General features: G+C 70.9%; 23 protein-coding genes. 20 read left to right on the top strand and 3 right to left on the bottom strand.

The features are described 5' to 3' along the window. Positions 1–36 precede the first annotated feature (36 nt). From MRBLML1_RS20050 to MRBLML1_RS20145, 20 genes are all read left to right on the top strand, one after another. Positions 37–1,386: a hypothetical protein gene (locus tag MRBLML1_RS20050; RefSeq protein WP_364519342.1), complete on the top strand. Its 1,350-nt coding sequence runs from the start codon at positions 37–39 to the stop codon at positions 1,384–1,386. Between the two features lie 18 nt (positions 1,387–1,404). Further along, positions 1,405–1,854, top strand: a complete 450-nt coding sequence (locus MRBLML1_RS20055) for a hypothetical protein (RefSeq protein WP_364519344.1) — start codon at positions 1,405–1,407, stop codon at positions 1,852–1,854. Between the two features lie 26 nt (positions 1,855–1,880). After that, positions 1,881–2,348: a hypothetical protein gene (locus MRBLML1_RS20060; protein ID WP_364519346.1), complete on the top strand. Its 468-nt coding sequence runs from the start codon at positions 1,881–1,883 to the stop codon at positions 2,346–2,348. A 147-nt stretch (positions 2,349–2,495) separates the two neighbouring features. Further along, positions 2,496–2,852: an NADH-quinone oxidoreductase subunit A gene (locus MRBLML1_RS20065; protein ID WP_364519348.1), complete on the top strand. Its 357-nt coding sequence runs from the start codon at positions 2,496–2,498 to the stop codon at positions 2,850–2,852. 13 nt (positions 2,853–2,865) lie between these two features. Next, positions 2,866–3,423, top strand: a complete 558-nt coding sequence (locus MRBLML1_RS20070) for a NuoB/complex I 20 kDa subunit family protein (RefSeq protein ID WP_364519350.1) — start codon at positions 2,866–2,868, stop codon at positions 3,421–3,423. Further along, complete coding sequence (locus tag MRBLML1_RS20075) at positions 3,420–4,172, top strand: NADH-quinone oxidoreductase subunit C (RefSeq protein ID WP_414691280.1); 753 nt, start codon at positions 3,420–3,422, stop codon at positions 4,170–4,172. Before MRBLML1_RS20070 ends, MRBLML1_RS20075 begins: the two co-directional genes overlap by 4 nt. Next, on the top strand, positions 4,172–5,509 hold the full coding sequence (locus MRBLML1_RS20080; RefSeq protein WP_364519352.1) for an NADH-quinone oxidoreductase subunit D: 1,338 nt from the start codon (positions 4,172–4,174) through the stop codon (positions 5,507–5,509). Before MRBLML1_RS20075 ends, MRBLML1_RS20080 begins: the two co-directional genes overlap by 1 nt. Next, the gene (gene nuoE / locus MRBLML1_RS20085) at positions 5,506–6,204 is read left to right on the top strand and encodes an NADH-quinone oxidoreductase subunit NuoE (protein WP_364519354.1); all 699 of its coding nucleotides are present in this window, start codon (positions 5,506–5,508) and stop codon (positions 6,202–6,204) included. Before MRBLML1_RS20080 ends, nuoE begins: the two co-directional genes overlap by 4 nt. After that, positions 6,197–7,507, top strand: coding sequence for an NADH-quinone oxidoreductase subunit NuoF (gene nuoF / locus MRBLML1_RS20090; protein WP_364519356.1), 1,311 nt, complete (start codon positions 6,197–6,199; stop codon positions 7,505–7,507). The genes nuoE and nuoF overlap by 8 nt, the downstream gene beginning before the upstream one ends. Further along, the gene (locus MRBLML1_RS20095; RefSeq protein ID WP_364519358.1) at positions 7,504–9,966 is read left to right on the top strand and encodes an NADH-quinone oxidoreductase subunit G; all 2,463 of its coding nucleotides are present in this window, start codon (positions 7,504–7,506) and stop codon (positions 9,964–9,966) included. Before nuoF ends, MRBLML1_RS20095 begins: the two co-directional genes overlap by 4 nt. After that, on the top strand, positions 9,963–11,255 hold the full coding sequence (gene nuoH / locus MRBLML1_RS20100; RefSeq protein ID WP_364519360.1) for an NADH-quinone oxidoreductase subunit NuoH: 1,293 nt from the start codon (positions 9,963–9,965) through the stop codon (positions 11,253–11,255). Before MRBLML1_RS20095 ends, nuoH begins: the two co-directional genes overlap by 4 nt. After that, positions 11,248–11,811 (top strand): NADH-quinone oxidoreductase subunit NuoI, encoded by a 564-nt coding sequence (gene nuoI, locus MRBLML1_RS20105; RefSeq protein WP_364519362.1) that lies wholly within the window; start codon positions 11,248–11,250, stop codon positions 11,809–11,811. The genes nuoH and nuoI overlap by 8 nt, the downstream gene beginning before the upstream one ends. Continuing rightward, a complete protein-coding gene (locus MRBLML1_RS20110) occupies positions 11,808–12,620 on the top strand; it encodes an NADH-quinone oxidoreductase subunit J (RefSeq protein ID WP_364519364.1) in 813 nt (270 codons plus the stop codon). Before nuoI ends, MRBLML1_RS20110 begins: the two co-directional genes overlap by 4 nt. Then, positions 12,617–12,910, top strand: coding sequence for an NADH-quinone oxidoreductase subunit NuoK (gene nuoK / locus MRBLML1_RS20115; RefSeq protein ID WP_364519366.1), 294 nt, complete (start codon positions 12,617–12,619; stop codon positions 12,908–12,910). The genes MRBLML1_RS20110 and nuoK overlap by 4 nt, the downstream gene beginning before the upstream one ends. A 7-nt stretch (positions 12,911–12,917) precedes the next feature. Continuing rightward, positions 12,918–14,870, top strand: coding sequence for an NADH-quinone oxidoreductase subunit L (nuoL, locus tag MRBLML1_RS20120; protein WP_364519368.1), 1,953 nt, complete (start codon positions 12,918–12,920; stop codon positions 14,868–14,870). After that, the gene (locus MRBLML1_RS20125) at positions 14,870–16,393 is read left to right on the top strand and encodes an NADH-quinone oxidoreductase subunit M (RefSeq protein WP_364519370.1); all 1,524 of its coding nucleotides are present in this window, start codon (positions 14,870–14,872) and stop codon (positions 16,391–16,393) included. Before nuoL ends, MRBLML1_RS20125 begins: the two co-directional genes overlap by 1 nt. Next, positions 16,393–17,994, top strand: a complete 1,602-nt coding sequence (nuoN, locus tag MRBLML1_RS20130; RefSeq protein ID WP_364519373.1) for an NADH-quinone oxidoreductase subunit NuoN — start codon at positions 16,393–16,395, stop codon at positions 17,992–17,994. Before MRBLML1_RS20125 ends, nuoN begins: the two co-directional genes overlap by 1 nt. Then, a complete protein-coding gene (locus tag MRBLML1_RS20135; protein ID WP_414691281.1) occupies positions 17,991–19,013 on the top strand; it encodes a polyprenyl synthetase family protein in 1,023 nt (340 codons plus the stop codon). The genes nuoN and MRBLML1_RS20135 overlap by 4 nt, the downstream gene beginning before the upstream one ends. A 105-nt stretch (positions 19,014–19,118) precedes the next feature. Further along, positions 19,119–19,631 carry a flavin reductase family protein gene (locus MRBLML1_RS20140; protein ID WP_364519375.1) on the top strand — a complete coding sequence of 171 codons (513 nt, stop codon included), beginning with the start codon at positions 19,119–19,121 and terminating at the stop codon, positions 19,629–19,631. Between the two features lie 159 nt (positions 19,632–19,790). Beyond that, positions 19,791–20,207: a hypothetical protein gene (locus MRBLML1_RS20145; protein WP_364519377.1), complete on the top strand. Its 417-nt coding sequence runs from the start codon at positions 19,791–19,793 to the stop codon at positions 20,205–20,207. A 16-nt stretch (positions 20,208–20,223) separates the two neighbouring features. On the opposite strand, the gene rarD is transcribed toward MRBLML1_RS20145, so the two are convergent. From rarD to MRBLML1_RS20160, 3 genes are read right to left on the bottom strand one after another with little or no spacing between them, the layout of a single operon-like run. After that, entirely contained in the window at positions 20,224–21,132 is a 909-nt protein-coding gene (gene rarD, locus MRBLML1_RS20150; RefSeq protein WP_364519379.1) for an EamA family transporter RarD, read from the bottom strand. A 6-nt stretch (positions 21,133–21,138) separates the two neighbouring features. Next, positions 21,139–22,242, bottom strand: coding sequence for a 2-oxoacid:ferredoxin oxidoreductase subunit beta (locus MRBLML1_RS20155; protein WP_364519381.1), 1,104 nt, complete (start codon positions 22,240–22,242; stop codon positions 21,139–21,141). Beyond that, positions 22,239–24,206: a 2-oxoacid:acceptor oxidoreductase subunit alpha gene (locus MRBLML1_RS20160; RefSeq protein ID WP_364519383.1), complete on the bottom strand. Its 1,968-nt coding sequence runs from the start codon at positions 24,204–24,206 to the stop codon at positions 22,239–22,241. Before MRBLML1_RS20160 ends, MRBLML1_RS20155 begins: the two co-directional genes overlap by 4 nt. Between the last annotated feature and the right edge of the window lie 336 nt (positions 24,207–24,542).

Below are 24,542 nucleotides of genomic sequence, written 5' to 3' on the forward strand. Positions count from 1 at the left end.
GTTTCGCCCCGGCACCGCTCGGGCACCGTGCCCGGCATGCGTCGTGCCCTGCTGCTCCTCGTCGCGGCAGCCCTCGTGCTCTCCGGCTGCTCCGGCGCCGAGGGCGGCGGCACCGACCAGCAGAAGGTCGTGCGCTGGCTCGACGAACGGCCGGACGTCGCGTCGGTGCAGGAGCAGGACGACCAGGTCGTCGTCCGGCTGGAGGAGGGGCGCACCGACGACCAGGTCTGGGACTTCGTCGACGACTTCGGGGCCTACGCCGCCCCGCTCCACGCCCTGAGCGGCTTCCGGATCGACGTGGACGGCTTCGCCGCCTACCTGCCCCCGGTCGGGCGCGGCAGCCGCTCCCGCAGCGACGCGCAGGGCGACCTCGTGCGGGCGCTGTGGTTCCGCGCCGACGGACGCGCCACCGCGGTCACGGACGGCGCGTCGGTGTCGGTGAGCACCCTGGTCACGGCACCCGCCGCCGACGTCGCCGCGCTGGCCCTCGACCTCCAGGCCCTCGACGTCGACACCGGTGACTCGATCCGGGTGCAGTCGGCCGACGGGACCATGGGTGTGCAGTGGAGCACCCGCCTCGACTTCGGCGTCGACGTCGCCGCCCTGCGCGCGATGGTGGCGCTGCAGCAGCGCTTCCCGGGCACGGGCGGCTGGATCAACGGCGTCGTGGGCGCCACCCGGGTCGGCGTGGTGTTCTCGCCCCGTGACATCTCGCTCGACGACCTGCGGGAGCAGGCCGCCCGGCTCGTGCCCTGGCTCGACCGCGACAAGGACGCGGTCGGCTGGGGCACCCTGGTGACCTCGCCCCGGGGACTGCGGGACGCGACGAAGGACCCGGCCACCAGGGCGGCGTACGTCGCCCTGGCCGCGGTCCCCGGTCTCGCCCCGGCCCGCTACGTCGACGTGCTCGCCACCGACCTCGCCGGCTTCCGCGCCGCCCGCCGGGTGCTCGCCGCGCACCCCCGGGCCGGCCTCAGGTCGCTCGGCTACGCCCCGGCGCCCGCGCCCTTCCTGGGCCAGGACCGGGACCTCGTCGTCGAGACCTCCGCCGACGAGACGCCGAGCCGGCTGGCGTCGTACGAGAAGGTGATGGCGCTGCCGGACGTCATCGGGGTGGTCTCCCACGCCGGCCGGCTGGAGCTCGCGGCCGGCATCGACGACGAGCAGCTGCGCAGCGCCCTCGCGGTGATGCGCGAGCTCGTACCCCGCGAGGCCACGATCACCGTCTCCCTCGCCGCCTCCCGCACCGGCGTACGTCGCTGGGTGGGCTCGACCGAGCTCGCGCCCGACGGCAAGGTGCGACGCGGCGAGGCGGCCGACGAGGAACGGCTCGACGACGACCTGCTGCAGCGGGTCGAGACGACCTGGACCGAGCTGGTGGGCTGAGCGTGTGATCATGCGGGCGTGAAGCAGGAGTGGACCCCGACCCGGCGCGAGGCGCGCGCACTCGTCGAGGTGTGGTCGTGGCGCGGCTGCCGGCGGTGCATGGTGCCGGTCTCGCTGATCCTTCTCGCCTACCTCGTGCTCGTGGTCAGGGACCTGCGAGTGGTGCTGATCCTCTTCCCGATCCTCGTCGTCGCTGTCGGTGCTCTCCAGCTGCTCTTCCTGCTGCGCAGGACCGGGCGGCTGGTCGACCGGGTCTACCCGGTGGGCCGGGTCGCGAGCATCGAGGCGCTCGACTCCGGCCTGCGGATGGTCAACGCGGTGGAGGCCGTCGAGGTCTCCTGGGACCGCTACGTCCGGCCGCGGCCGGGCGCGGCCGTGGTGGAGGTGCGGGACACCGTGCTGGGCCGCCCGGTGCTGCTCCCGCGCCAGCTCGTCGCCGACGAGTGGCTGGACCGCTTCGGTCGCTGACGCCCTGAGCATGTGATCATGCGGGCGTGGAGCAGGAGTGGACCCCGACCGAGCCCGAGCTGCGTGACGTGGTCCGCGCCGCGGCGGTCCACTACTGGCGGGCGACCGCCGTGCCCGGCTGCGTGCTCGTCGCCGGTCTGGCCCTTCTCGCGGTAGGTCTCAGCGGGCCGGTGCTGGCGGTCCTGCTGGTCGTCCTCGGCGCGGCGTGGCTCGGTCGCGCCTGGTCCGCGTGCCGGAGCAGCGCGCGGCAGGTGTTCGGGGCGGCGTACCCGGTCGGGCGGACGGTGTCGGCGGAGGCCACCGACGACGCCCTGGTGCCGCGGACCGGCACCGGCACGGCCGAGGTCGCCTGGGAGCGCTTCCAGCGTCCGCGGGTGGGGCCGGTCTTCGTGGTGGCTCGTGACGGTGTCACCCGCCAGCAGCTGATGGTGCCGCGCCCGCTCTTCCCGGACGCCTGGCTGGGGCGGATCGGCGTACCGGCCGACGGTGGCTGATTTTCGCAACCCTCCTGTGCGTTAAATCCCCAGGTCAGACCGCATTTGTGGTCTGCACCACCCCCCTGTGCGCACCCGCGTGGGGAGTGGCAGGATGTGGGCCACGCCACTAGTGATTCTGTTCACAAGATCACGAGAGGGAGGCTCATGGAGCTCTACACACCGGTCCTGGTGCTCGCCGCTCTCGCCGCGTTGTTCGCGGTCGGATCGGTCGCGATGAGCACGATGGTGGGCCCGCGCCGCTACAACCGCGCGAAGATGGACTCCTACGAGTGCGGCATCGAGCCCACGCCCCAGGCGCTGAGCGGCCGCTTCCCGGTGAAGTACTACATCACCGCGATGCTCTTCATCGTCTTCGACATCGAGATCATCTTCCTCTACCCGTGGGCCATGCAGCTGGACAGCATGGCCTGGTTCGGGCTGGTCGAGATGATCCTCTTCATCGCCACCGTCTTCGTCGCCTACGCCTACGTGTGGCGTCGCGGCGGCCTGGACTGGGACTGAGGGACAAGCACACATGGGTATCGAGGAGAAGCTCCCCAGCGGAGTCCTGCTGAGCACGGTCGAGGGCCTGGCCGGCTACATGCGCAAGGCCAGCTTCTGGCCGGCCACCTTCGGCCTGGCCTGCTGCGCGATCGAGATGATGACCTCCGGCGGCCCGAAGTACGACCTCGCCCGCTTCGGCATGGAGGTCTTCCGGGCCAGCCCCCGCCAGGCCGACCTGATGATCGTGGCGGGCCGGGTGAGCCAGAAGATGGCGCCGGTGCTGCGCCAGATCTACGACCAGATGGCCGAGCCCAAGTGGGTGCTGGCGATGGGCGTGTGCGCCAGCAGCGGCGGCATGTTCAACAACTACGCGATCGTGCAGGGCGTCGACCACGTCGTGCCGGTCGACATGTACCTCCCCGGCTGCCCGCCGCGCCCGGAGATGCTCATCGACGCGATCCTCAAGCTGCACGACAAGGTCCAGCACGACACCCCCTTCGGCAAGAACCGCGAGGCGCAGATCCGCGACCTCGAGGCCGAGGCGCTGGTGGCGCTGCCGACCGGCGACCAGCGGGGTCTGCTGCGATGACCGACGAGAAGCAGGGTCCCGAGAAGGCCGTCGAGCAGCCGGCCGTCGAGCAGTCGCCCGAGAACGCACCCGAGGCGCTCGGCGAGCCGGGCCTGGAGGTCCGCGCGGTCGGCGAGCGGCAGGGCATGTTCGGGGTCAAGGGCAGCGGCGACACCAGCGGGTACGGCGGACTGGTGGCCCCCATCGTGTTCCCGGGCGCCGCGCAGCGTCCGTTCGGCCCTTCGACCGGCTCAGGAGGGCCCGGCTGGTTCGACACGGTGGCCGACAAGCTGGACGCGCTCGTCGAGCAGGTGGTCATCCACCGCGGTGAGATCACCTTCCACGTCCGGCGCGCCGACCTGGTCACCGTGATGAGCCTGCTGCGCGACGACCCGGCGCTGCGCTTCGAGTTCCTCTCCGGCGTCAGCGGCGTGCACTACCCGGGCGACGCCGGGCGCGAGCTGCACGCGGTCTACCACCTCGCGTCGTACACCTGGAACCGGCGGATCCGGGTGGAGACCAGCGCCCCCGACGGTGACCCGCACGTCCCGTCGGTGGTGGCGGTCTACCCCGCCGCCGACTGGCACGAGCGCGAGACCTGGGACATGTACGGCATCCAGTTCGACGGCCACCCGGCCCTGACCCGGATCCTGATGCCCGACGACTGGCCGGGCCACCCGCAGCGCAAGGACTACCCCCTCGGCGGCATCCCCGTCGAGTACAAGGGCGCCACCGTCCCGCCGCCGGACCAGCGGAGGAGCTACTCCTGATGAGCACCGACTTCTACGCCGACCCGGCCGAGACCACGGACGGCAAGGTCTTCACCGTCACCGGCCAGGACTGGAGCGACATCGCCTCCGGCATCGGCGAGGGCGACGCCGCCGAGCGGGTCGTCGTCAACATGGGTCCGCAGCACCCCTCGACCCACGGCGTGCTCCGGCTGATCCTCGAGATCGAGGGGGAGACGGTCACCGAGGCCCGCTGCGGCATCGGCTACCTCCACACCGGCATCGAGAAGAACATGGAGTACCGCACCTGGACGCAGGGCGTGACGTTCTGCACCCGGATGGACTACCTCTCCCCGTTCTACAACGAGATGACCTACGTCCTGGGCGTCGAGCGGCTGCTCGACATCGAGGACGACATCCCCGAGAAGGCCCAGGTCATGCGGGTCCTGCTCATGGAGCTCAACCGGATCTCCAGCCACCTGGTCTGCATCGCCACCGGCGGCATGGAGATCGGCGCACTGACCGTGATGACGATCGGCTTCCGTGAGCGCGAGCTGGTGCTCGACCTGTTCGAGCTGATCACCGGCCTGCGCATGAACCACGCGTTCATCCGTCCCGGTGGTGTCGCCCAGGACATGCCGCCGGGCGCGCTCGACCAGATCCGCGACTTCGTGGCGCTGATGAAGAAGCGCCTGCCGGAGTACGCCGCGCTGTGCAACGCCAACCCGATCTTCAAGGCCCGCCTGGAGAACGTCGGCCACCTCGACCTCGAGGGCTGCATGGCGCTGGGCCTCACCGGCCCGGTCCTGCGCAGCACCGGCTACGGCTTCGACCTGCGCAAGGCCCAGCCCTACTGCGGCTACGAGACCTACGACTTCGACGTCCAGACCTGGGACACCGCCGACTCCTACGGCCGCTTCCGGGTGCGCCTGAACGAGATGCACGAGTCGCTCAAGATCATCGAGCAGGCCGCCGACCGGCTGGCCCGGCTGGAGGGCGCGCCGGTCATGGTGGCCGACAAGAAGGTCGCCTGGCCCAGCCAGCTCTCCATCGGCAGCGACGGCATGGGCAACAGCCTCGACCACATCCGCCACATCATGGGGGAGTCCATGGAGGCCCTGATCCACCACTTCAAGCTGGTGACCGAGGGCTTCCGGGTGCCGGCCGGCCAGGCCTACGTGCCGGTCGAGTCGCCCCGCGGCGAGCTCGGCGCGCACGTGGTCTCCGACGGCGGGACCCGGCCGTTCCGGGCGCACTTCCGCGACCCGTCGTTCAACAACCTCCAGGCGATGGGCGTGATGAGCGAGGGCGGCCAGATCGCCGACGTCATCGTCGCCATCGCGAGCATCGACCCGGTCATGGGAGGCGTCGACCGATGAGCACCCCGCCCCTCGACGACACGTCGATCACCGAGCTGCGCGAGATCGCGGCCCGCTACCCCGAGCCGCGCTCGGGCCTGCTGCCGATGCTGCACCTCGTGCAGTCGGTGCAGGGCCGGATCACCCCCGAGGGCATCGAGGCCTGCGCCGCGATCCTCGACATCAGCCCCGCCGAGGTCAGCGGCGTCGCGACCTTCTACACGATGTACAAGCGGCACGGCGTCGGCGACTACCACGTCGGCGTGTGCACCAACACGCTGTGCGCGGTGATGGGGGGCGATGAGATCTTCGCCCGGCTCAAGGAGCACCTGGAGATCGGCAACGACGAGGTCGCCGTCCAGCGCCAGGGCGACTCGCGCACGGTGAGCCTGGAGCACATCGAGTGCAACGCGGCCTGCGACTACGCGCCGGTGATGATGGTCAACTGGGAGTTCATGGACAACCAGACCCCCGAGTCGGCGGTCCAGATGGTCGAGGCGCTGCGCGCCGGCCACGAGGTCAGCTCGACCCGCGGTCCCAAGCTGTGCACCTGGCGGGAGGCCGAGCGGGTGCTCGCCGGCTTCCCCGACGGCCGCGCCGACGAGGGTCCGGCCGCCGGTCCGGCCAGCGTCGCCGGGCTCGAGATCGCCCGGGAGCGCGGCTGGACCGCCCCGGAACCGTCCGCGCAGCCGGCCCAGGAGGCGAGCGATGACTGACACCCTCACCCCGGTCCTCACCCAGACCTGGGACGTCGAGCAGGGCTGGAAGCTCGGCCCCTACGAGGCCCAGGGCGGGTACGCCGCCCTCGACGCCGCCTTCGCGATGAGCCCCGACGACGTGATCACCGCCGTCAAGGACAGCGGGCTGCGCGGTCGCGGCGGCGCCGGCTTCCCGACCGGCATGAAGTGGTCCTTCATCCCGCAGGACAACCCGAAGCCGAAGTACCTCGTCGTCAACGCCGACGAGTCCGAGCCGGGCACCTGCAAGGACATCCCGCTGATGATGGGCAACCCGCACGTGCTCGTCGAGGGCGTGATCATCAGCTCCTACGCCATCCGCGCCAACAAGGCCTTCATCTACATCCGCGGTGAGGTCGTGCACGTGGTCCGCCGGGTGCAGGCCGCGGTCGCGGAGGCCTACGCCGCCGGCCACCTCGGCAAGGACATCCACGGCTCCGGCTACGACCTCGACGTCGTGGTGCACGCCGGCGCCGGTGCCTACATCTGCGGCGAGGAGACCGCGCTGCTGGAGGGCCTGGAGGGCCGCCGCGGCCAGCCGCGGCTGCGCCCGCCGTTCCCCGCGGTGGCCGGGCTCTACGCCAGCCCGACGGTCATCAACAACGTCGAGTCCATCGCCTCGGTCCCCGCGATCGTCAAGAACGGCGCGGCCTGGTTCGCCTCGATGGGCACCGAGAAGTCCAAGGGCCACGGCATCTTCTCGCTGTCCGGCCACGTCGTGAAGCCCGGCCAGTACGAGGCCCCGCTCGGCATCACCCTGCGCGAGCTGCTCGACCTCGCCGGCGGCGTCCGGGCCGGGCACCACCTGAAGTTCTGGACCCCCGGCGGCTCCAGCACGCCGCTGCTGACGGCCGAGCACCTCGACGTACCGCTCGACTTCGAGGGGGTCGGCGGCGTCGGCTCCATGCTCGGCACGCGGGCGCTGCAGATCTTCGACGAGACCACCTGCGTGGTCCGCGCGGTGCTGCGCTGGACGGAGTTCTACAAGCACGAGTCCTGCGGCAAGTGCACGCCCTGTCGTGAGGGCACCTGGTGGCTGGTGCAGGCGCTGACCCGGCTGGAGAACGGCCAGGGCAGCGAGGAGGACCTCGACCAGCTGCTCGACCAGTGCGACAACATCCTGGGCCGCTCGTTCTGCGCGCTCGGCGACGGCGCGACCAGCCCGATCTCCAGCTCCATCCAGCACTTCCGCGACGAGTACCTCGCGCACCTCGCCCAGGGCGGGTGCCCGTTCGACCCCGCCCGGTCGACCGCCTGGGCCGGACAGGAGGTGTCCGCATGAGCGCCGGCGAGGTCGAGAAGACCGCCCTGGTGACCGTCACCATCGACGGCGTCCAGGTCAGCGTCCCCAAGGACACCCTGGTCATCCGGGCGGCCGAGCAGATCGGCGTGCAGGTCCCGCGCTTCTGCGACCACCCGCTGCTCGCGCCGGTCGGCGCCTGCCGGCAGTGCCTGGTCGACGTACCGGACGCCGGGAACGGGCGCGGCTTCCCCAAGCCGCAGGCCTCCTGCACGCTGCCGGTCGCCGACGGCATGGTCGTCAGCACCCAGGTCACCAGCCCGGTCGCCGACAAGGCGCAGCAGGGCGTGATGGAGCTGCTGCTGGTCAACCACCCGCTCGACTGCCCGGTCTGCGACAAGGGCGGCGAGTGCCCGCTGCAGAACCAGGCGATGTCCAACGGCCGCGCCGAGTCGCGCTTCTCCGACGAGCGCAACCGAGGCGTGAAGCGGACGTTCCCCAAGCCGATCAACCTCTCGCCCACCGTGCTGCTCGACCGCGAGCGCTGCATCGTGTGCCAGCGCTGCACCCGCTTCGCCGACGAGATCGCGGGCGACCCGTTCATCGAGCTGCTCGAGCGCGGGGCCCAGCAGCAGATCGGCATCGCCGAGGACGCGCCCTTCCTGTCCTACTTCGCGGGCAACGTCATCCAGATCTGCCCGGTCGGCGCGCTCACCTCGGAGCAGTACCGCTTCCGCTCGCGCCCCTTCGACCTGGTCTCCTCGCCCGGCATCGCCGAGCACGACGCGTGCGGCTCGGCGATCCGGGTCGACCACCGCCGCGGCACGGTGCTGCGCCGCCAGGCCGGCAACGACCCGGCGGTCAACGAGGAGTGGATCACCGACAAGGACCGCTTCGCCTTCGCCTACGCCCAGGGCGACGACCGCCTCACCTACCCGCAGGTCCGCGGTGAGGACGGCAACCTGCGCCCGGCGTCGTGGCCCGAGGCCTTCACCGTCGCCGCCCGCGGCCTGGCCGCGGCCCGGGACGCCGGCGGTGTCGGCGTGCTCACCGGCGGCCGGGTGACCGTCGAGGACGCCTACGCCTACAGCAAGTTCGCGCGGGTCGCCCTCGGCACCAACGACATCGACTTCCGGGCCCGGCCGCTCTCCGCCGAGGAGACCGGCTTCCTCGGCGCCCACGTGGTGCTGACCGGCCCGGCCGGCGGCGCTGTCACCTACGACGACCTGGAGTCCGCCGCGAAGGTCGTCCTCGTCGGCCTGGAGCCGGAGGACGAGGCCGGTGCGATCTTCCTGCGCCTGCGCAAGTCGGTCCTGGCCGGAGGCACCGAGGTGGTCAGCCTGGCGCCGTTCACGACCCGCGGGCTGGAGAAGCTGCGGGCCCGTGTCGTGCTCACCGCACCCGGCGCCGAGCCGGCCACGCTCGACACCCTGGCCGGCGAGCTCGACGCGACCAGCGTGCTGCTGGTCGGTGAGCGGCTCGCCACCGTGCCCGGCGCGCTCAGCGCCGCCGCCCGGGTCGCGGCGAGCACCGGAGCCCGGCTGGCCTGGGTGCCGCGCCGGGCCGGTGACCGCGGTGCGGTCGAGGCGGGCTGCCTGCCCACCCTGCTGCCCGGCGGCCGACCGGTCGCCGACGCCCAGGCCCGGGTCGACGTCGCCGCCGCCTGGGGCGCCACCGCGCTGCCCGAGGCGCCGGGCCGCGACGCCGACGGGATCGTCGCCGCGCTGGCCGCCGGCGAGCTCGCCGGCCTGGTCGTCGCGGGTGTCGACCCCGACGACACGGCGGACCCGACGGCCACCCGTGCGGCCGTCGCGGCGGCCTCGTTCGTGGTGGCCTTCGACCTGCGTCGTACCGAGGTGACCGAGACGGCCGACGTGGTCTTCCCGGTCGCGCCGACCACCGACAAGTCCGGCACCTTCGTCAACTGGGAGGGCCGGGTGCGCTCCTGGGAGGCCGCGCTGCGCAACCCCGCCTCGCTGCCGGAGCTGCGTGCGCTCGCCGGGATCGCCGACGAGCTCGCCCACCTCGGCCAGGGGAGCCCGCTCGGCTTCCGCACCGTCGAGGAGGTCCGCGCCGAGATGGGCCAGCTCGGCCCCTGGGACGGCCCGCGGGTCGAGTGGGCACCTGCGGCGGCCGAGTCGGCGGCTCCGGCCGGCGAAAGTCCCCACTCGACCGCCGGAAACCCCCACTCGGCCGTGCGGCTGGCGACCTGGAAGCAGCTGCTCGACAACGGCTCGCTGCAGGACGGCGACAAATACCTCAAGGCGACCGCGCGCACACCGGTCGCCCTCGTCACCCGGGCCGTCTACGACGCGCACGGGCCCACCGTCACCCTCACCGGTGACCGCGGGTCGATCACGCTGCCGGCCGAGATCGGCGACGACCTCGTCGACGGCGTGGTGTGGGTGCCGGCCAACTCGGTCGGCGACGGCGTGCTCGCCGACCTCGCCTCGCCGGGCAGCACGGTCACGATCAGCGGAGCGGAAGGGGTGCACGGATGAGCACGAACCTCGGTGCCTTCGGCAACGACGTCTGGTGGATCATCGGCATCAAGACCCTGCTGGTCTTCGTGATCCTGGTCCTGCTGACGCTGTTCAACATCTGGTGGGAGCGCCGGGTCGTGGCCCGGATGCAGCACCGGATCGGCCCCAACGTGCACGGTCCCTTCGGCCTGCTGCAGTCGCTGGCCGACGGCGTGAAGCTGGCCTTCAAGGAGGACCTGATCCCCAAGGCCGCCGACAAGGTGGTCTTCGTGCTGGCGCCGGTGATCGTCGTGGTGCCCGCCTTCGTCACCTTCAGCGTGATCCCGTTCGGCCCGGAGGTGACGCTCTTCGGTGAGCGCACGCCGCTGCAGCTGACCGACATGCCGGTGGCGGTGCTCTTCGTGATGGCGATCGCCTCGATCGGCATCTACGGCATCGTCCTCGGCGGCTGGTCCAGCGGCTCGACGTACTCCCTGCTGGGTGGGCTGCGCTCCAGCGCGCAGATGATCTCCTACGAGGTCGCGATGGGCCTGGCCCTGGTCGCGGTCTTCATGTACGCGGGCTCGATGTCCACCAGCGAGATCGTCGCCGCCCAGGACGACCTGTGGTTCGGCGCGGCGCTGATCCCGTCGTTCATCATCTACACGATCGCCATGGTGGGGGAGACCAACCGGGCGCCGTTCGACCTCCCCGAGGCCGAGGGCGAGCTGGTCGGCGGCTTCCACACGGAGTACTCCAGCCTGAAGTTCGCGCTCTTCTTCCTCGCCGAGTACATCAACATGGCGACGGTCTCCGCGCTGGCCACCACCCTCTTCCTCGGCGGCTGGCACGCGCCGTTCTGGATCGACGAGGTCTGGGCGGGCGCCAACGAGGGCTACTGGCCGGTGCTGTGGTTCTTCGGCAAGGTCCTGTTCTTCATCTTCATGTTCATCTGGCTGCGCGGCTCGCTGCCGCGGCTGCGCTACGACCAGTTCATGGCCTTCGGCTGGAAGCGGCTGATCCCGATCTCGCTGGGCTGGATCGTCATCGTCGCCACCTTCCGGGTCGCCCGCAACGAGGGTGCCTTCGACGGTGGAAACCAGACCTTCTGGCTGGTGACGGCCGGGCTGGTGGTGGCGGCCTTCCTGCTCAGCCTGCTGATCCCGGAGAAGAAGGCCGACGAGGCGCCGGCGGCGGTCAACGTGCCACGGCCGGGTGGCTACCCGGTTCCGCAGATGCCGGCCGGTGGCGCGGTACGCGGTGCCGCGGCACCGCTGGTGTTCCGCACGGACGTCCACACGAGCGATGCAGGGGTGCGCAATGGCTGACCAGCAGGGCCCGAAGGGGCCCACGCCCAAGGAGCAGTTCTGGGACCCGATCGCCGGGTTCGGGGTGACCTTCCGGACGATGTTCCGCAAGGTGGTCACCGAGCAGTACCCCAAGGAGAAGCTGCCGACCGCGCCCCGCTTCCACGGCCGCCACCAGCTCAACCGCTGGCCCGACGGCCTGGAGAAGTGCGTGGGCTGCGAGCTGTGCGCCTGGGCCTGCCCCGCCGACGCGATCTACGTCGAGGGCGCGTCCAACGACGACCGCCTCGACGAGAACGGGCAGTCCGGGCGCTACTCCGCCGGCGAGCGCTACGGCCGCGTCTACCAGATCAACTACCTGCGCTGCATCCTGTGCGGGCTGTGCATCGAGGCGTGCCCGACCCGGGCGCTGACGATGACCAACGAGTACGAGCTCGCCGACGACAGCCGGGCCAGCCTGATCTACGAGAAGTCCGACCTGCTCGCCCCGCTGCTGCCGGGCATGGAGCAGCCGCCGCACGCGCAGCTCCTCGGTCCCGACGACGTCTACTACCGCGGTGAGGGGGCTCCGCAGTGACCGCCTTCTGGATCCTCGCGCCGATCATGGTGATCGCCGCGCTGGGCCTGCTGTTCGTCCGCAAGGCGGTGCACGCCGCGCTGCTGCTGGCCGTGGTGATGATCAGCCTCGCGGTCCTCTACGCCGTGCTGGAGGCGCCCTTCCTGTTCGCGGTGCAGATCATCGTCTACACCGGCGCGATCCTGATGCTCTTCCTCTTCGTGCTGATGCTGGTCGGCGTCGACGCCTCCGACTCCGTGGTGGAGACGATCAAGGGACAGCGCGCGCTCGCCTGGCTCACCGGAGGCGTGTTCGTGGTGATCATGGTCGTCGGGCTGAGCCAGCTGACCTTCGGTACGGCGGTCGGGCTCGACGAGGCCAACCAGGGCGGCAACGTCCAGGCGCTCGCCAACCTGCTGTTCTCGCGCTACGTCTTCATCTTCGAGGCCACCAGCGCCCTGCTGATCACCGCGGCGGTCGGCGCGATGGTGCTGGCCCACCGCGAGCGGCTCACGCCGCGTCGTACGCAGGCGGACATCGCGGCCGACCGGATCCGGGCCTACGCCGAGACCGGCGCCCACCTCGGCCCGCTCCCGCCACCGGGTGTCTACGCCCGCCACAACGCCGTCGACACCCCTGCCCTGCTGCCCGACGGCAGCCCGGCGCCGGCGTCGGTCTCCCGGGTCCTCGCCGCCCGCGGCACCATGCAGTCCGCCGGGCTCACCGACATCGAGGCGATCAAGTCGCAGCTCGGCGTCGAGCCGGACGAGAAGCCCGAGACCGGTGGCAAGACGGCCGGCACCGGATCGAGTGAGGAGAACCAGGCGTGACCGAGTACGTCGTCCTGTCGTCGATCCTCTTCACCATCGGTGCGATCGGTGTCCTGACCCGGCGCAACGCGATCGTGGTGTTCATGTGCGTGGAGCTGATGCTCAACGCCTGCAACCTGGCCTTCGTCGCCTTCGCCCACCAGCACGGCAACCTCGACGGGCAGATCGCCGCCTTCTTCGTGATGGTGGTGGCCGCGGCCGAGGTCGTGGTCGGGCTCGCGATCATCATGACCATCTTCCGGACCCGGCGCTCGGCCTCGGTCGACGACGCCAGCCTGCTGAAGTTCTGAGGGAACGATGAACGCACTCTCCGCACTGACGCTCGCCGCGAGCGAGTCCGAGACCCACATCCCGGTGGTGGCGCCCTCCGCGGCCGACGGGATCTTCGGCCTGCTGTGGCTGATCATCGCGCTGCCGCTGCTCGGCGCCGCGGTCCTGCTGCTGCTCGGCAACAGCCGGACCAAGGCCTACGGCCACTGGGTGGGGCTCGCCACGATCACCGGCTCCTTCGTGCTCAGCCTGGTCATGTTCCTGACCCTGCTGGGGCGCGAGGAGAACGACCGCCAGGTCGCCAAGCACCTGTGGACCTGGATCGAGGCGGGCCGTCTCGACGTGGGCCTCGACCTGCTCTACGACCCGCTGGCCGCGCTCTTCCTGCTGCTGATCACCGGTGTCGGCGCGCTGATCCACCTGTACTCGGTGGGCTACATGGCCCACGACCCGCGGCGCTCGCGCTTCTTCGCCTACCTGAACCTGTTCGTCGCGGCGATGCTCATGCTGATCCTCTCGGAGAACTACGTGGGCCTGTTCCTGGGCTGGGAGGGCGTCGGCCTGGCGTCGTACCTGCTCATCGGGTTCTGGCAGCACAAGCCGTCGGCGGCGGCTGCGGCCAAGAAGGCCTTCGTCATCAACCGGGTCGGTGACATGGGCCTGGGCCTGGCGATCTTGTTGATGTTCGCGACCTTCGGGACGACGTCGTTCAGCGGTGTCAGTGCGCTGTCGGGAGGCGCGACCGAGACGACGCTGAACTGGATCGGTGTGCTGCTGCTGGTCGGTGCCTGCGGCAAGTCGGCCCAGGTGCCGCTCCAGGCCTGGCTCCTGGACGCGATGGAGGGCCCGACCCCGGTCTCGGCCCTGATCCACGCCGCGACCATGGTCACCGCCGGCGTCTACCTGGTCACCAGGTCGAACTTCATCTTCGAGCTGGCCCCGGCCGCCCAGACCGCCGTGGTCGTCGTCGCGACCGTCACCCTGCTGTGGGGCGCGATCATCGGCTGCGCCAAGGACGACATCAAGAAGGGTCTGGCCGGCTCCACGATGAGCCAGATCGGCTACATGATGCTCGGCGCCGGGCTCGGGGTCGCGGGCTACGCCTTCGCGATCTTCCACCTGCTGACCCACGGCTTCTTCAAGGCCAACATGTTCCTCGGCGCCGGCTCGGTGATGCACGCGATGGACGACGACGTGGACATGCGCCACTACGGCGCCCTGCAGAAGGCCCTGCCGATCACCTTCGCCACCTTCGCGCTCGGCTTCCTCGCCATCATCGGCGTCCCGCCCTTCGCCGGCTTCTGGTCGAAGGACAAGATCATCGAGACCGCGCTCGTGGAGAACCCGCTCGTCGGCATCTGCGCGCTGCTCGGCGCCGGCATCACCGGCTTCTACATGACCCGGATGATGCTGATGACCTTCTTCACCCAGAAGCGCTGGGGCAAGGACGTGCACCCGCACGAGAGCCCCAAGGTGATGACCATCCCGCTCATCGTGCTGGCCGCGCTGTCCGCGCTCGGCGGCCTGATGCTCGCCGGCGACTGGATCGTCGACTGGTTGAGCCCGGTCGTCGGCCACGCCGAGCACCACGAGCCGCCGCTGCCCGTCATCGTCATCACCCTGATCACGATCGCCGTGGTGGCCGTCGGTGTCGCGCTGGCCTGGTTCCTGGTCGGCAAGCAGCAGGTGCCGCGCGAGGCGCCGGCCGACGTCTCCTTCGCCACCAGGGCCGCCCGTGCCGACCTCTACGGCGACGCGATCAACGACGCGCTCGTGGTCAACCCCGGCAAGGCCACCACGCGGAGCCTGGTCGGCGTGGACCGCTCGCTCGTCGACGGACTGTTCACCGGGGGAGCGACGGTCGTCGCCGGCACCGGTGAGCTGCTGCGCCGGATGCAGAACGGCTACGTGCGCTCCTACGCCCTCGGGATCCTCGGCGGCGCCGTGATCCTCGTCCTGACGCTGCTGGCGGTGAACTGATGCTGTCGATCCTGATCTGGCTCCCGATCGTCGGGGCGCTGGTCGTCGCCTTCGCGCCCCGCGCGCTGAGCAAGACCATCGGTCTGGGCGTCGCGCTGGTGACCTTGGCCCTCGGCGTCGTCGCCGCGCTGCAGTACGACACCGACGGTGGCCGCCAGCTCGTCGAGGAGCGCGAGTGGATCGAGGCCTTCGGCGTCCACTACGCCCTCGGTCTCGACGGTCTCGGCCTGCTCATGGTGCTGCTGACGGTGCTCCTCGTGCCGCTCGTGCTGGGCGCGGAGTGGTTCAAGGCCGACGACCCGGACGGCGGCGGCGCGCGGGCCTTCGTCGCCTGGACCCTGGCCCTGGAGGGCCTGTCGCTGGCGGTCTTCTGCGCCACGGACGTCTTCCTGTTCTACGTCGTCTTCGAGGCGACCCTCATCCCGGCGTACTTCCTGGTCGGCGGCTTCGGCCGTGCGGGCCGGGGCGCGGCGGCGCTGAAGTTCTTGATGTTCCAGCTCGCGGGCGGGCTGATCCTGCTCGCCTCGGTGATCGGGCTCTACGTCGTCTCGGCCCAGCAGGGCGAGCCGTCGTACCTGCTCTCGGACCTGGAGAAGCTCGACATCGGCACCGAGGCCGGTCGCTGGCTCTTCTTCGGCTTCTTCATCGCCTTCGCGATCAAGGCGCCGCTGTTCCCGGTGCACACCTGGCTGGCGGACACGACCGAGAAGGCCACGCCCGGCACGGGTGTCCTGCTGGTCTGCATCCTCGACAAGATCGGCACCTTCGGGATGCTGCGCTTCTGCCTCGGCATCTTCCCCGAGGCCTCGCAGTGGGCGACCCCGCTCGTGGTCACCCTCGCGCTGATCTCGGTGGTCTACGGCGCCCTGATCGCGATCGGGCAGGACGACATCTTCCGCCTGATCGGCCTGACCTCGCTGAGTCACTTCGGCCTGATCACGCTGGGCATCTTCACGATGAGCACCCAGGGCGCGTCCGGCTCGATCCTCTACATGGTCAACCACGGCCTCGGCACCGCCGCGCTGTTCCTGGTGGCGGGCTATCTCTACGACCGCCGCGGCACCTCGCTGATCAGCGAGATGGGCGGTGTCGAGAAGGTCGCCCCGGTCCTCGCCGGCCTGTTCCTCGTCGCCGGCCTCGCGACCCTCGGCCTGCCGGGCCTCTCGCCCTTCGTGAGCGAGTTCCTGGTGCTGCTCGCGGCCTTCGGCTACGCCTGGTACGTCGGTGCGATCGCCATCACCGCGGTGGTGCTGGCGGCGATCTACGTGCTGTGGATGTACCAGCGCACGATGACCGGGCCGACGCCGCCCGAGGTCGCCGACACCAAGGACCTCGGCCTGCGCGAGATCGCGGCCGTCGCCCCGCTGGTCGCCGCGCTGGTGTTCTTCGGCTTCTACCCCGCGCCCCTGCTCGACGCCGCCAACCCGATGGTCGGTGACCTGCTCGAGCACGTCGGCGTGCACGACCATCCGCCGACGGTGGACCCGACGACGGTGCAGCACGACGTGGAGGAGGCGCACTGATGGAGTTCCTCAAGCCCGAGCTCGAGTACGCCGAACTGCTCCCGCTCCTCGTGGTCCTCGGTGGCGCCTGCGTGGGCGTGCTCTTCGAGGCGCTCCTGCCGCGCGGCGCGCGCCGCCTGCCGCAGGTCGTGCTCACCCTGGTCGTGCTGGTCATCGCGCTCGTCGCGACCGTCGTGGTCGGCACCGGTCTCGACGAGCACACCGGTCTCGACGGCGGCTCCGGCAAGGGCCTGGTCGGCGCCATGGGCAGCGTCGTGGTCGACGGTCCGACTGTCTACCTGTGGGGCCTGCTGCTGGTCTTCGCCATCGGTGGGGTCGCGCTCTTCGCCGAGCGCCGGCTCGAGGGCGGGGTCTCCGCGTTCACCGGCCAGGCGGCCGCGCTGCCCGGCACCGACACCGAGCGCGACGCCTCGACCCGCGGCCTGGAGCACACCGAGGTCTACCCGCTGCTGCTCTTCGCCGTCGGCGGCATGCTGCTCTTCCCGGCCTCGGGTGACCTGCTGACCATGTTCGTCGCGCTCGAGGTGCTCTCGCTGCCGCTCTACCTGCTCTGCGGCCTCGCCCGCCGGCGCCGTCTGCTGAGCCAGGAGGCGGCCATGAAGTACTTCCTGCTCGGCGCCTTCGCCTCCGGCTTCTTCCTCTACGGTGCCGCGCTGGTCTACGGCTACGCCGGCTCGGTCACCTTCGCCGGCATCAACGACGCCGCGCGGGCCGGTGGCGACAACCACGGCCTGCTGCTCGCCGGCATCGCCCTGCTGGCGGTCGGCCTGCTCTTCAAGGTCGGTGCCGTGCCCTTCCAGGCCTGGACCCCCGACGTCTACCAGGGCGCGCCCACCGCGGTCACCGCGTTCATGGCCGCCGGCACGAAGGTCGCCGCCTTCGGCGCCCTGCTGCGGCTGATGTACGTCGCCTTCGGCGGCGAGCGCTGGAGCTGGGTGCCGATGCTGTGGGTCGTCGCGATCGCGTCGATGGTGCTGGGAGCGGCCCTGGCCGTCGTGCAGAACGACGTGAAGCGGATGCTCGCCTACTCCTCGGTCGCGCACACCGGCTTCCTGCTGGTCGGCGTGCTCGGCGTGCAGAGCGCGGGCGACCTCGCCGAGGGCCAGTACTCCTCGCTGGAGGGCGTGCTGTTCTACCTTACGACCTACGGCTTCGCGATGATCGGCTCGTTCGCGATCGTCACGCTGGTGCGCGACGCGGGCGGGGAGGCGACCCACTACGACCGCTGGGCGGGCCTGGGCCGGCGCTCACCGCTGGTGGCCGGTGCCTTCGCCTTCTTCCTGCTCTCGATGGCCGGGATCCCGCTCACGGCGGGCTTCATCGGCAAGTGGGCGGTCTTCACCTCCGCGATGTCCGCCGGTGCGTGGCCGATCGTGCTGGTCGCGATCGCGTCGAGCATCGTGGCCATCACCTTCTACGTGCGCCACATCCGGCTGATGTTCTTCAGCGCGGACCACCCCGACGGCGCCGCCGCCGTCGCGCGGCCCTCGCTGCTGACCTCGGCGACCGTCGTCGTGTGCCTCGCCGCCACGCTCGTGCTGGGCGTCGTGCCGGGCCCGGTTCTCGATCTGGTCACCCATACGGGAGACTTCATCAGGTGAGACCACCTGCACGTCCGGCCGAGCTCGCCCTGCCGATCGACGACACCGCGCTCGCCGAACGGCTGCGGGCGCGGATGGCGACCGTGGAGGAGGACCTCTACGGCCACGCGTCCAGCCGGGCGCCGTACGTCACCGAGGCGGCGCGGCACCTGCTCGCCGCCGGCGGCAAGCGGTTCCGCCCGCTGCTGGTGCTGCTCGCGGCGGAGGCCGGACCGCGCCCGGACGCGCCCGAGGTGCTCACCGCGGCGAGCGTCGTGGAGATCACCCACGTGGGCTCGCTCTACCACGACGACGTGATGGACGAGGCCGACCTGCGCCGCGGCGAGGACTCCGCCAACGCCCGCTACGACAACCTGGTCGCGATCCTCACCGGCGACTGGCTGTTCGCGAAGTCCTCCGAGCTCACCGCGCAGCTCGGCCCCGAGGCCGTGCGGATCCAGGCGGAGACCTTCACCCGCCTGGTCGAGGGCCAGATCCTGGAGACCGTGAAGCCGGGCCCGGGCGAGGACGCGCTCGCCCACCACCTCGATGTCGTGGCCGGCAAGACCGGCTCCCTGATCGCCACCTCCGCCCACTACGGCGCGCTGTTCGCCGGCGCCTCCCCGGAGGTCGTGGAGGCGCTGACGGCCTACGGCGAGCTGGTCGGCACCGCCTTCCAGCTCTCCGACGACATCCTCGACATCGCCTCCGAGACCGAGGAGTCCGGCAAGACGCCCGGCACGGACCTCAAGGAGGGCGTGCCCACCCTGCCGGTGCTCCTGGCCCGCGCCTCGACCGACCCGGCCGACGTACGCCTGCTGGAGCTGCTGGACCCCGAGCGCACCGACCTGGCCGCCGACGACGCCCTGCACGCCGAGGCGCTGGAGCTGCTGCGCAAGCACCCGGCGATGGCCGAGGCGAAGGCGTACGTCGTCGGGCGGGCGCAGGAGGCCAAGGCACTGCTCGCCGCCCTCCCCGAGGGCTCGGTCCGCACCGCGTTGGAGGACTTCGCCGACGTGGTGGCGGTCCGCACCGCCTGAGACCGATCCAGGTCACACCGTGATCGGCGGCCCCTTGCACGGGCTCGGCCGAACCATTCCGGACACCCCTCGTTAATCTGCACCAAACCAGTTAACTTTGATGGCATGACCCTCCTGACGACCAACCAGGACCTCGACCCGGTCGCGCTGCGACAGGCGTTCGGGGTGTTCCCGACCGGGGTGGTCGCCCTCGCCGCCGAGGTGGACGGCGTGCCCGTCGGCCTCGCCGCCAGCTCCTTCACCTCGGTCAGCCTGGACCCGCCCCTGGTCTCCGTCTCGGTCGCGCGGACGTCGAAGACCTGGCCCGACCTGCGCCGGGCGCGGCACTTCGGCGTGACGGTGCTCGCCGACCACCACGGCGCCGTGTGCCGCCAGCTCTCGGGGCCGGTGGACGGACGCTTCGCCGGCGTCGACGTCAGCACCAGCGACGACGGGGCGGTGACCCTCGACGAGGGGCTGGTCCGCTTCGACTGCTCCCTCTACCGCGAGGTCGAGGCCGGTGACCACATCATCGTGCTGCTCCAGGTGCACGGCGTGGACGCCGGTGCCGAGGGCGACGCCGGCCACCCCCTGGTGTTCCACCGCAGCGGCTTCGGCCGCCTGGAGCGCAGCGCCTAGCCGGCGTACCCCCCGATCGCCTCGCGCGGCAGTGACGTGCACCCCGTCGCTGCCGCGCGAGGCCTTTTTCGTTTCGGCCTCGAGGGTTTCCCGGGCAGGGTGACGGGGCAGGCATTCCACGGACATCGAACGAACCCGAACCTCTCGGAGGAGATCCTCATGCGCATGACGCGCCTCGTCACGGCCCTCGTCGCCGTGTTCGCCGCCACCGTCCTCGGCCTCACGGCCACCACGGACGCCCGGGCAGCCACCCCGACCACCCACGCCGTCGCCCAGAAGGCGCTGCCGCGCCACGTCGTCACCAACCTGCGCTCCGTCCAGGTCAAGGGCACCCGGATCGTCTACATCAAGGGCACCCTCAAGTCCGCCCCCGGCATCCGGGTCTACCTGCAGGCCCACAAGAACGGTGGCCGCCCCGGCTACCAGGCCGTCACCTCGGTGCGCTCCTCGCCCAGCACGGGCGCGTTCTCGATCCGCTTCAAGGGCCGCTGCGGCACGGCGTACCGGATCATCATCAAGCCGACCGTGCGGTACTCGCTCTACAAGATGTACGTCGGCACGTTCGTCTGCCGCTGATCCTGCTCGGCACCGCTCACACGGCGGACGCCTCGGCCACCCGGCCGAGCGTCCGCCGTCGGTGTCCCAGGGCCTCGACCGTGAAGACGGCCAGGGCCAGCCAGACCAGCCCGAAGCCGACCCAGCGCCCCGGCGGCATCGACTCGCCGAGCACGGTGATCGCGAGCAGGAACTGCAGGACCGGGGCGAGGTACTGCAGCAGGCCCAGGGTGGTCATCGACACCCGGGTGGCGGCGGCCCCGAAGCACAGCAGCGGTACGGCGGTCACCGCGCCGCTCGCGACCAGCAGGGCCACGTGCCCCGCACCCTCACCGGTGAAGTGGGAACGGCCGGCGGCACCCAGCCAGACCAGGTAGGCGAGCGCGAAGGGCGCGATCAGGGCGGTCTCGAAGGCCAGGCTCTCGATCGCGCCGGCGCCGGCGGACTTCTTCGCCAGCCCGTAGGTGCCGAACGAGAACGCCAGCACCAGCGCCACCACCGGCGGGTGCCCGTAGTCGAGGGTCAGCACCACCACCGCGACGAACCCGATCGCGAGCGCGCACCACTGCGGCGCACGCAGCCGCTCGCCCAGCACGAGCACACCCATCAGCACGGTCACCAGCGGGTTGATGAAGTAGCCCAGCGACGTCTCCACGACCCGGCCGCTGTTGACGCCGTAGATGAAGGTGCCCCAGTTGGAGGTGATGGTGAGCGCGGCGACCGTCAGCAGCAGCACCGTACGACGGTCCCGGAGGATCGCACGGAGCTGTCGCCGGCGGCGCAGCAGCACCACGAGCAGGCCCATCACCACGACGGACCACACCATCCGGTGCGCGAGGATCTCGCCGGCCCCGCTGGGCTCGAGCAGCGGCCAGTAGAGCGGGAACGCGCCCCACATCAGGTACGCGGCCACTCCGAGCAGGAGGCCGCGACCGCTGTCAGCCATGCACGGTCAGTCGATGGTCCAGGTGTCGCCCGCGTTGATGAGCGCGGTGAGGCGGTCCTCGGCCGTGCCGGAGACCTTCGCCGTGGCGTCGGCGACCTGCTGGCGGGCCTGGTCGTCGTACGTCGGCCGGGAGACCTGGCGGAAGATCCCGATCGGGCTCCGGTTCAGGTAGCCCGCGTCGGTGAGCCGGGAGATCGCGAAGGCGGTGGACGGGTCCGGGTTCGCCGCGTCGTGGACGATGATCGACTCGGGCGCGACGGTGGCCGTGTCGGCCACCTCGACGCCGCCGCCGGCGCCGCGGACCAGGGCCTTGTCGCCGAGACCGGTGGCCTCGTCGCGCACGCCGAAGGTGATCGGCTCGCCGGAGGTGAGCGGGATCAGGGCGTGCGCGTTGTCGCGGTCCTTGATCGCGTCGAAGGCGCCGTCGTTGAAGATCGGGCAGTTCTGGTAGATCTCGACGAGGCTGGTGCCGCGGTGGGCGGCGGCTGCGGCGAGGACGGCGGTGAGGTGCTTGCGGTCGGAGTCGATGGTTCGGGCGACGAAGGTTGCTTCGGCGCCGAGGGCGAGGGAGACCGGGTTGAAGGGGTGGTCGAGGGAGCCGGCGGGGGTGGACTTGGTGACCTTGCCGACCTCGGAGGTGGGGGAGTACTGGCCCTTGGTGAGTCCGTAGATGCGGTTGTTGAACAACAGGATCGTCATGTTGACGTTGCGGCGCAGGGCGTGGATGAGGTGGTTGCCGCCGATGGACAGCGCGTCGCCGTCGCCGGTCACGACCCAGACGGAGAGGTCCTCGCGGGCGGTGGCGATGCCGGTCGCGATCGAGGGCGCACGCCCGTGGATGGAGTGCATCCCGTAGGTGTCGAGGTAGTAGGGGAAGCGTGAGCTGCAGCCGATGCCGGAGACGAAGACGATGTTCTCGCGGCGCAGGCCGAGGTCGGGCAGGAAGGACTGGACGGCCTTGAGGACGGCGTAGTCGCCGCACCCGGGGCACCAGCGCACCTCCTGGTCGCTGGAGAACTCCTTGGCGGTCTGCGTCTGGCCCTCGTCCAGCGACGGCACCAGCTCGGTGCCGGAGCGCAGGGACGGGTTGCCGAGGTCGATGGTCGTCATCGGACCGGTGCCTCCTCGTGGTCGGCGGGGGGATTGAGGCCGTGCTCGCCCAGGTCGACGTCGCGGCCCTCGGCCTGGCCGACGAGCGCGCCGACCGCCTCCGCGAGCTCGGCGGCCTTGAGCGGCAGGCCGTAGACGTGGTTGTAGCCGATGGCGTCGACGAGGTACTCCGCGCGCAGCAGGCGGGAGAGCTGGCCGAGGTTCATCTCGGGGACGAGCACCTTGTCGTAGCGGCGCAGGATCTCGCCGAGGTCGTTCGGGAACGGGTTGAGGTGGCGCAGGTGCGCCTGGGCGACGTGGTAGCCCGCGCGGCGTACGCGGCGGCACGCGGCACCGATCGGCCCGTACGTCGAGCCCCAGCCGATCACGAGCACCTTCGCCTCGCCCGAGGGGTCCTCCACCTCCAGGGGCGGCAGGTCGTTGGCGATCCGCTGCACCTTCTCGGCGCGGATCCGCACCATCCGGTCGTGGTTGGCCGGGTCGTAGGAGATGTTGCCGTGGCCCTCGCCCTTCTCCAGGCCGCCGATGCGGTGCTCCAGTCCGGCGGTGCCCGGGACGGCCCACGGCCGGGCCAGGGTCTCCTCGTCGCGCAGGTAGGGCCAGAACTCGTCGGGCTCGTCGCTGGTCGAGCCTGCCGAGACCTTGTTCGGTCCGGTGGCGAAGTCGGCGTCGATGACGGGCAGGTCGGCCACGTCCGGGATCGCCCACGGCTCGGAACCGTTGGCGAGGTAGCCGTCGGAGAGCAGGAAGACGGGCGTGCGGTAGGTGATCGCGATCCGGGCGGCCTCCACCGCGGCGGCGAAGCAGTCGCCGGGTGACTGCGGGGCCACGATCGGGACCGGCGCCTCGCCGTTGCGGCCGTACATGGCCTGGAGCAGGTCGGCCTGCTCGGTCTTCGTCGGCAGGCCGGTCGAGGGGCCGCCGCGCTGGACGTTGACGACGACGAGCGGCAGCTCGGTCATCACGGCCAGGCCGATCGCCTCGGACTTGAGCGCGATGCCCGGTCCGGAGGTGGTGGTGATGCCGAGCTGGCCGGCGAAGGAAGCGCCGATCGCGGCACCGATGCCGGCGATCTCGTCCTCGGCCTGCAGCGTGGTGACACCGAAGCCCTTGTGCTTGCTCAGCTCGTGGAGGATGTCGGAGGCCGGGGTGATCGGGTAGGAGCCGAGGAAGACCGGCAGCCCCGAGCGCACGCCCGCGGCCACCAGGCCGTAGGACAGCGCCAGGTTGCCGGTGATGTTGCGGTAGGTGCCGGCGTTCATCTTCGCCGGCTTGATCTCGTACTGGACGACGAAGGTCTCGGTGGTCTCGCCGTAGTTCCAGCCGGCCTTGAAGGCGGCGATGTTGGCGCCGAGGATGTCGGCGACCTTCGCGAACTTCCGCTCCAGGAAGGCGATGGTCGGCTCGGTCGGGCGGCCGTACATCCACGACAGCAGGCCGAGGGCGAACATGTTCTTCGCGCGGGCGGCGTCCTTGCGCGAGAGCCCGAACTCCTTGACCGCCTCGACCGTGATCCCGGTCAGGTCGACGGGCTGGACCTGGAAGCCGGCGAGGATGTCGTCGACCTCGCCGAGCTTGTCGAGGGGGTTGGAGGAGTAGCCGGCCTTGTCGAGGTTGCGCTTGGTGAAGTCGTGGGTGTCGACGATGATCGTCGCGCCCTTGGGCAGGTCGCCGAGGTTGGCCTTGAGGGCGGCCGGGTTCATCGCCACCAGCACGTCGGGGCGGTCGCCCGCGGTGAGGATGTCGTGGTCGGCGAAGTGGATCTGGAACGAGGAGACCCCGGGGATGGTGCCCTGGGGGGCACGGATCTCCGCGGGGAAGTTCGGCAGGGTGACCAGGTCGTTGCCGAAGACCGCCGACTCCTGGGTGAACCGGTCACCCGTCAGCTGCATGCCGTCGCCGGAGTCACCGGCGAACCGGATGATCACCCGGTCCAGCTGCTTGACCTGCTTGGTCTGGCTCACGTTCGGTCCACTTCTCTCGGGGCGGCGGTCGTCCGTCCCGGCGCACCGTCGGCGGACTCTGCGAAGTCTACGGCCATTTCTAGAACACGTTCCACATTTGGGTGGACACCTGTCCAGTCAGCGTCGGCCGCGACCTCTCCACGATAGTCCGGGCCGTGCGAGCGACGTACTCGCTCCCAGGTGCTGGGCGTGCGATTCGGGCCCGGAGGCCTGTGACGTCCGCCACGCCGAGGTGGTCTCCGTCTCACACTGTGTCGACTAACTCGCCAATGTGTATTATTCAACTCGAATTTAATTCCACTCGAGCCGGCGTGGGGCCGGACGTGGAAGTGAGGA

It is taken from the genome of Nocardioides sp. LML1-1-1.1, from assembly GCF_040676175.1.
GTDB lineage: Bacteria > Actinomycetota > Actinomycetes > Propionibacteriales > Nocardioidaceae > Nocardioides.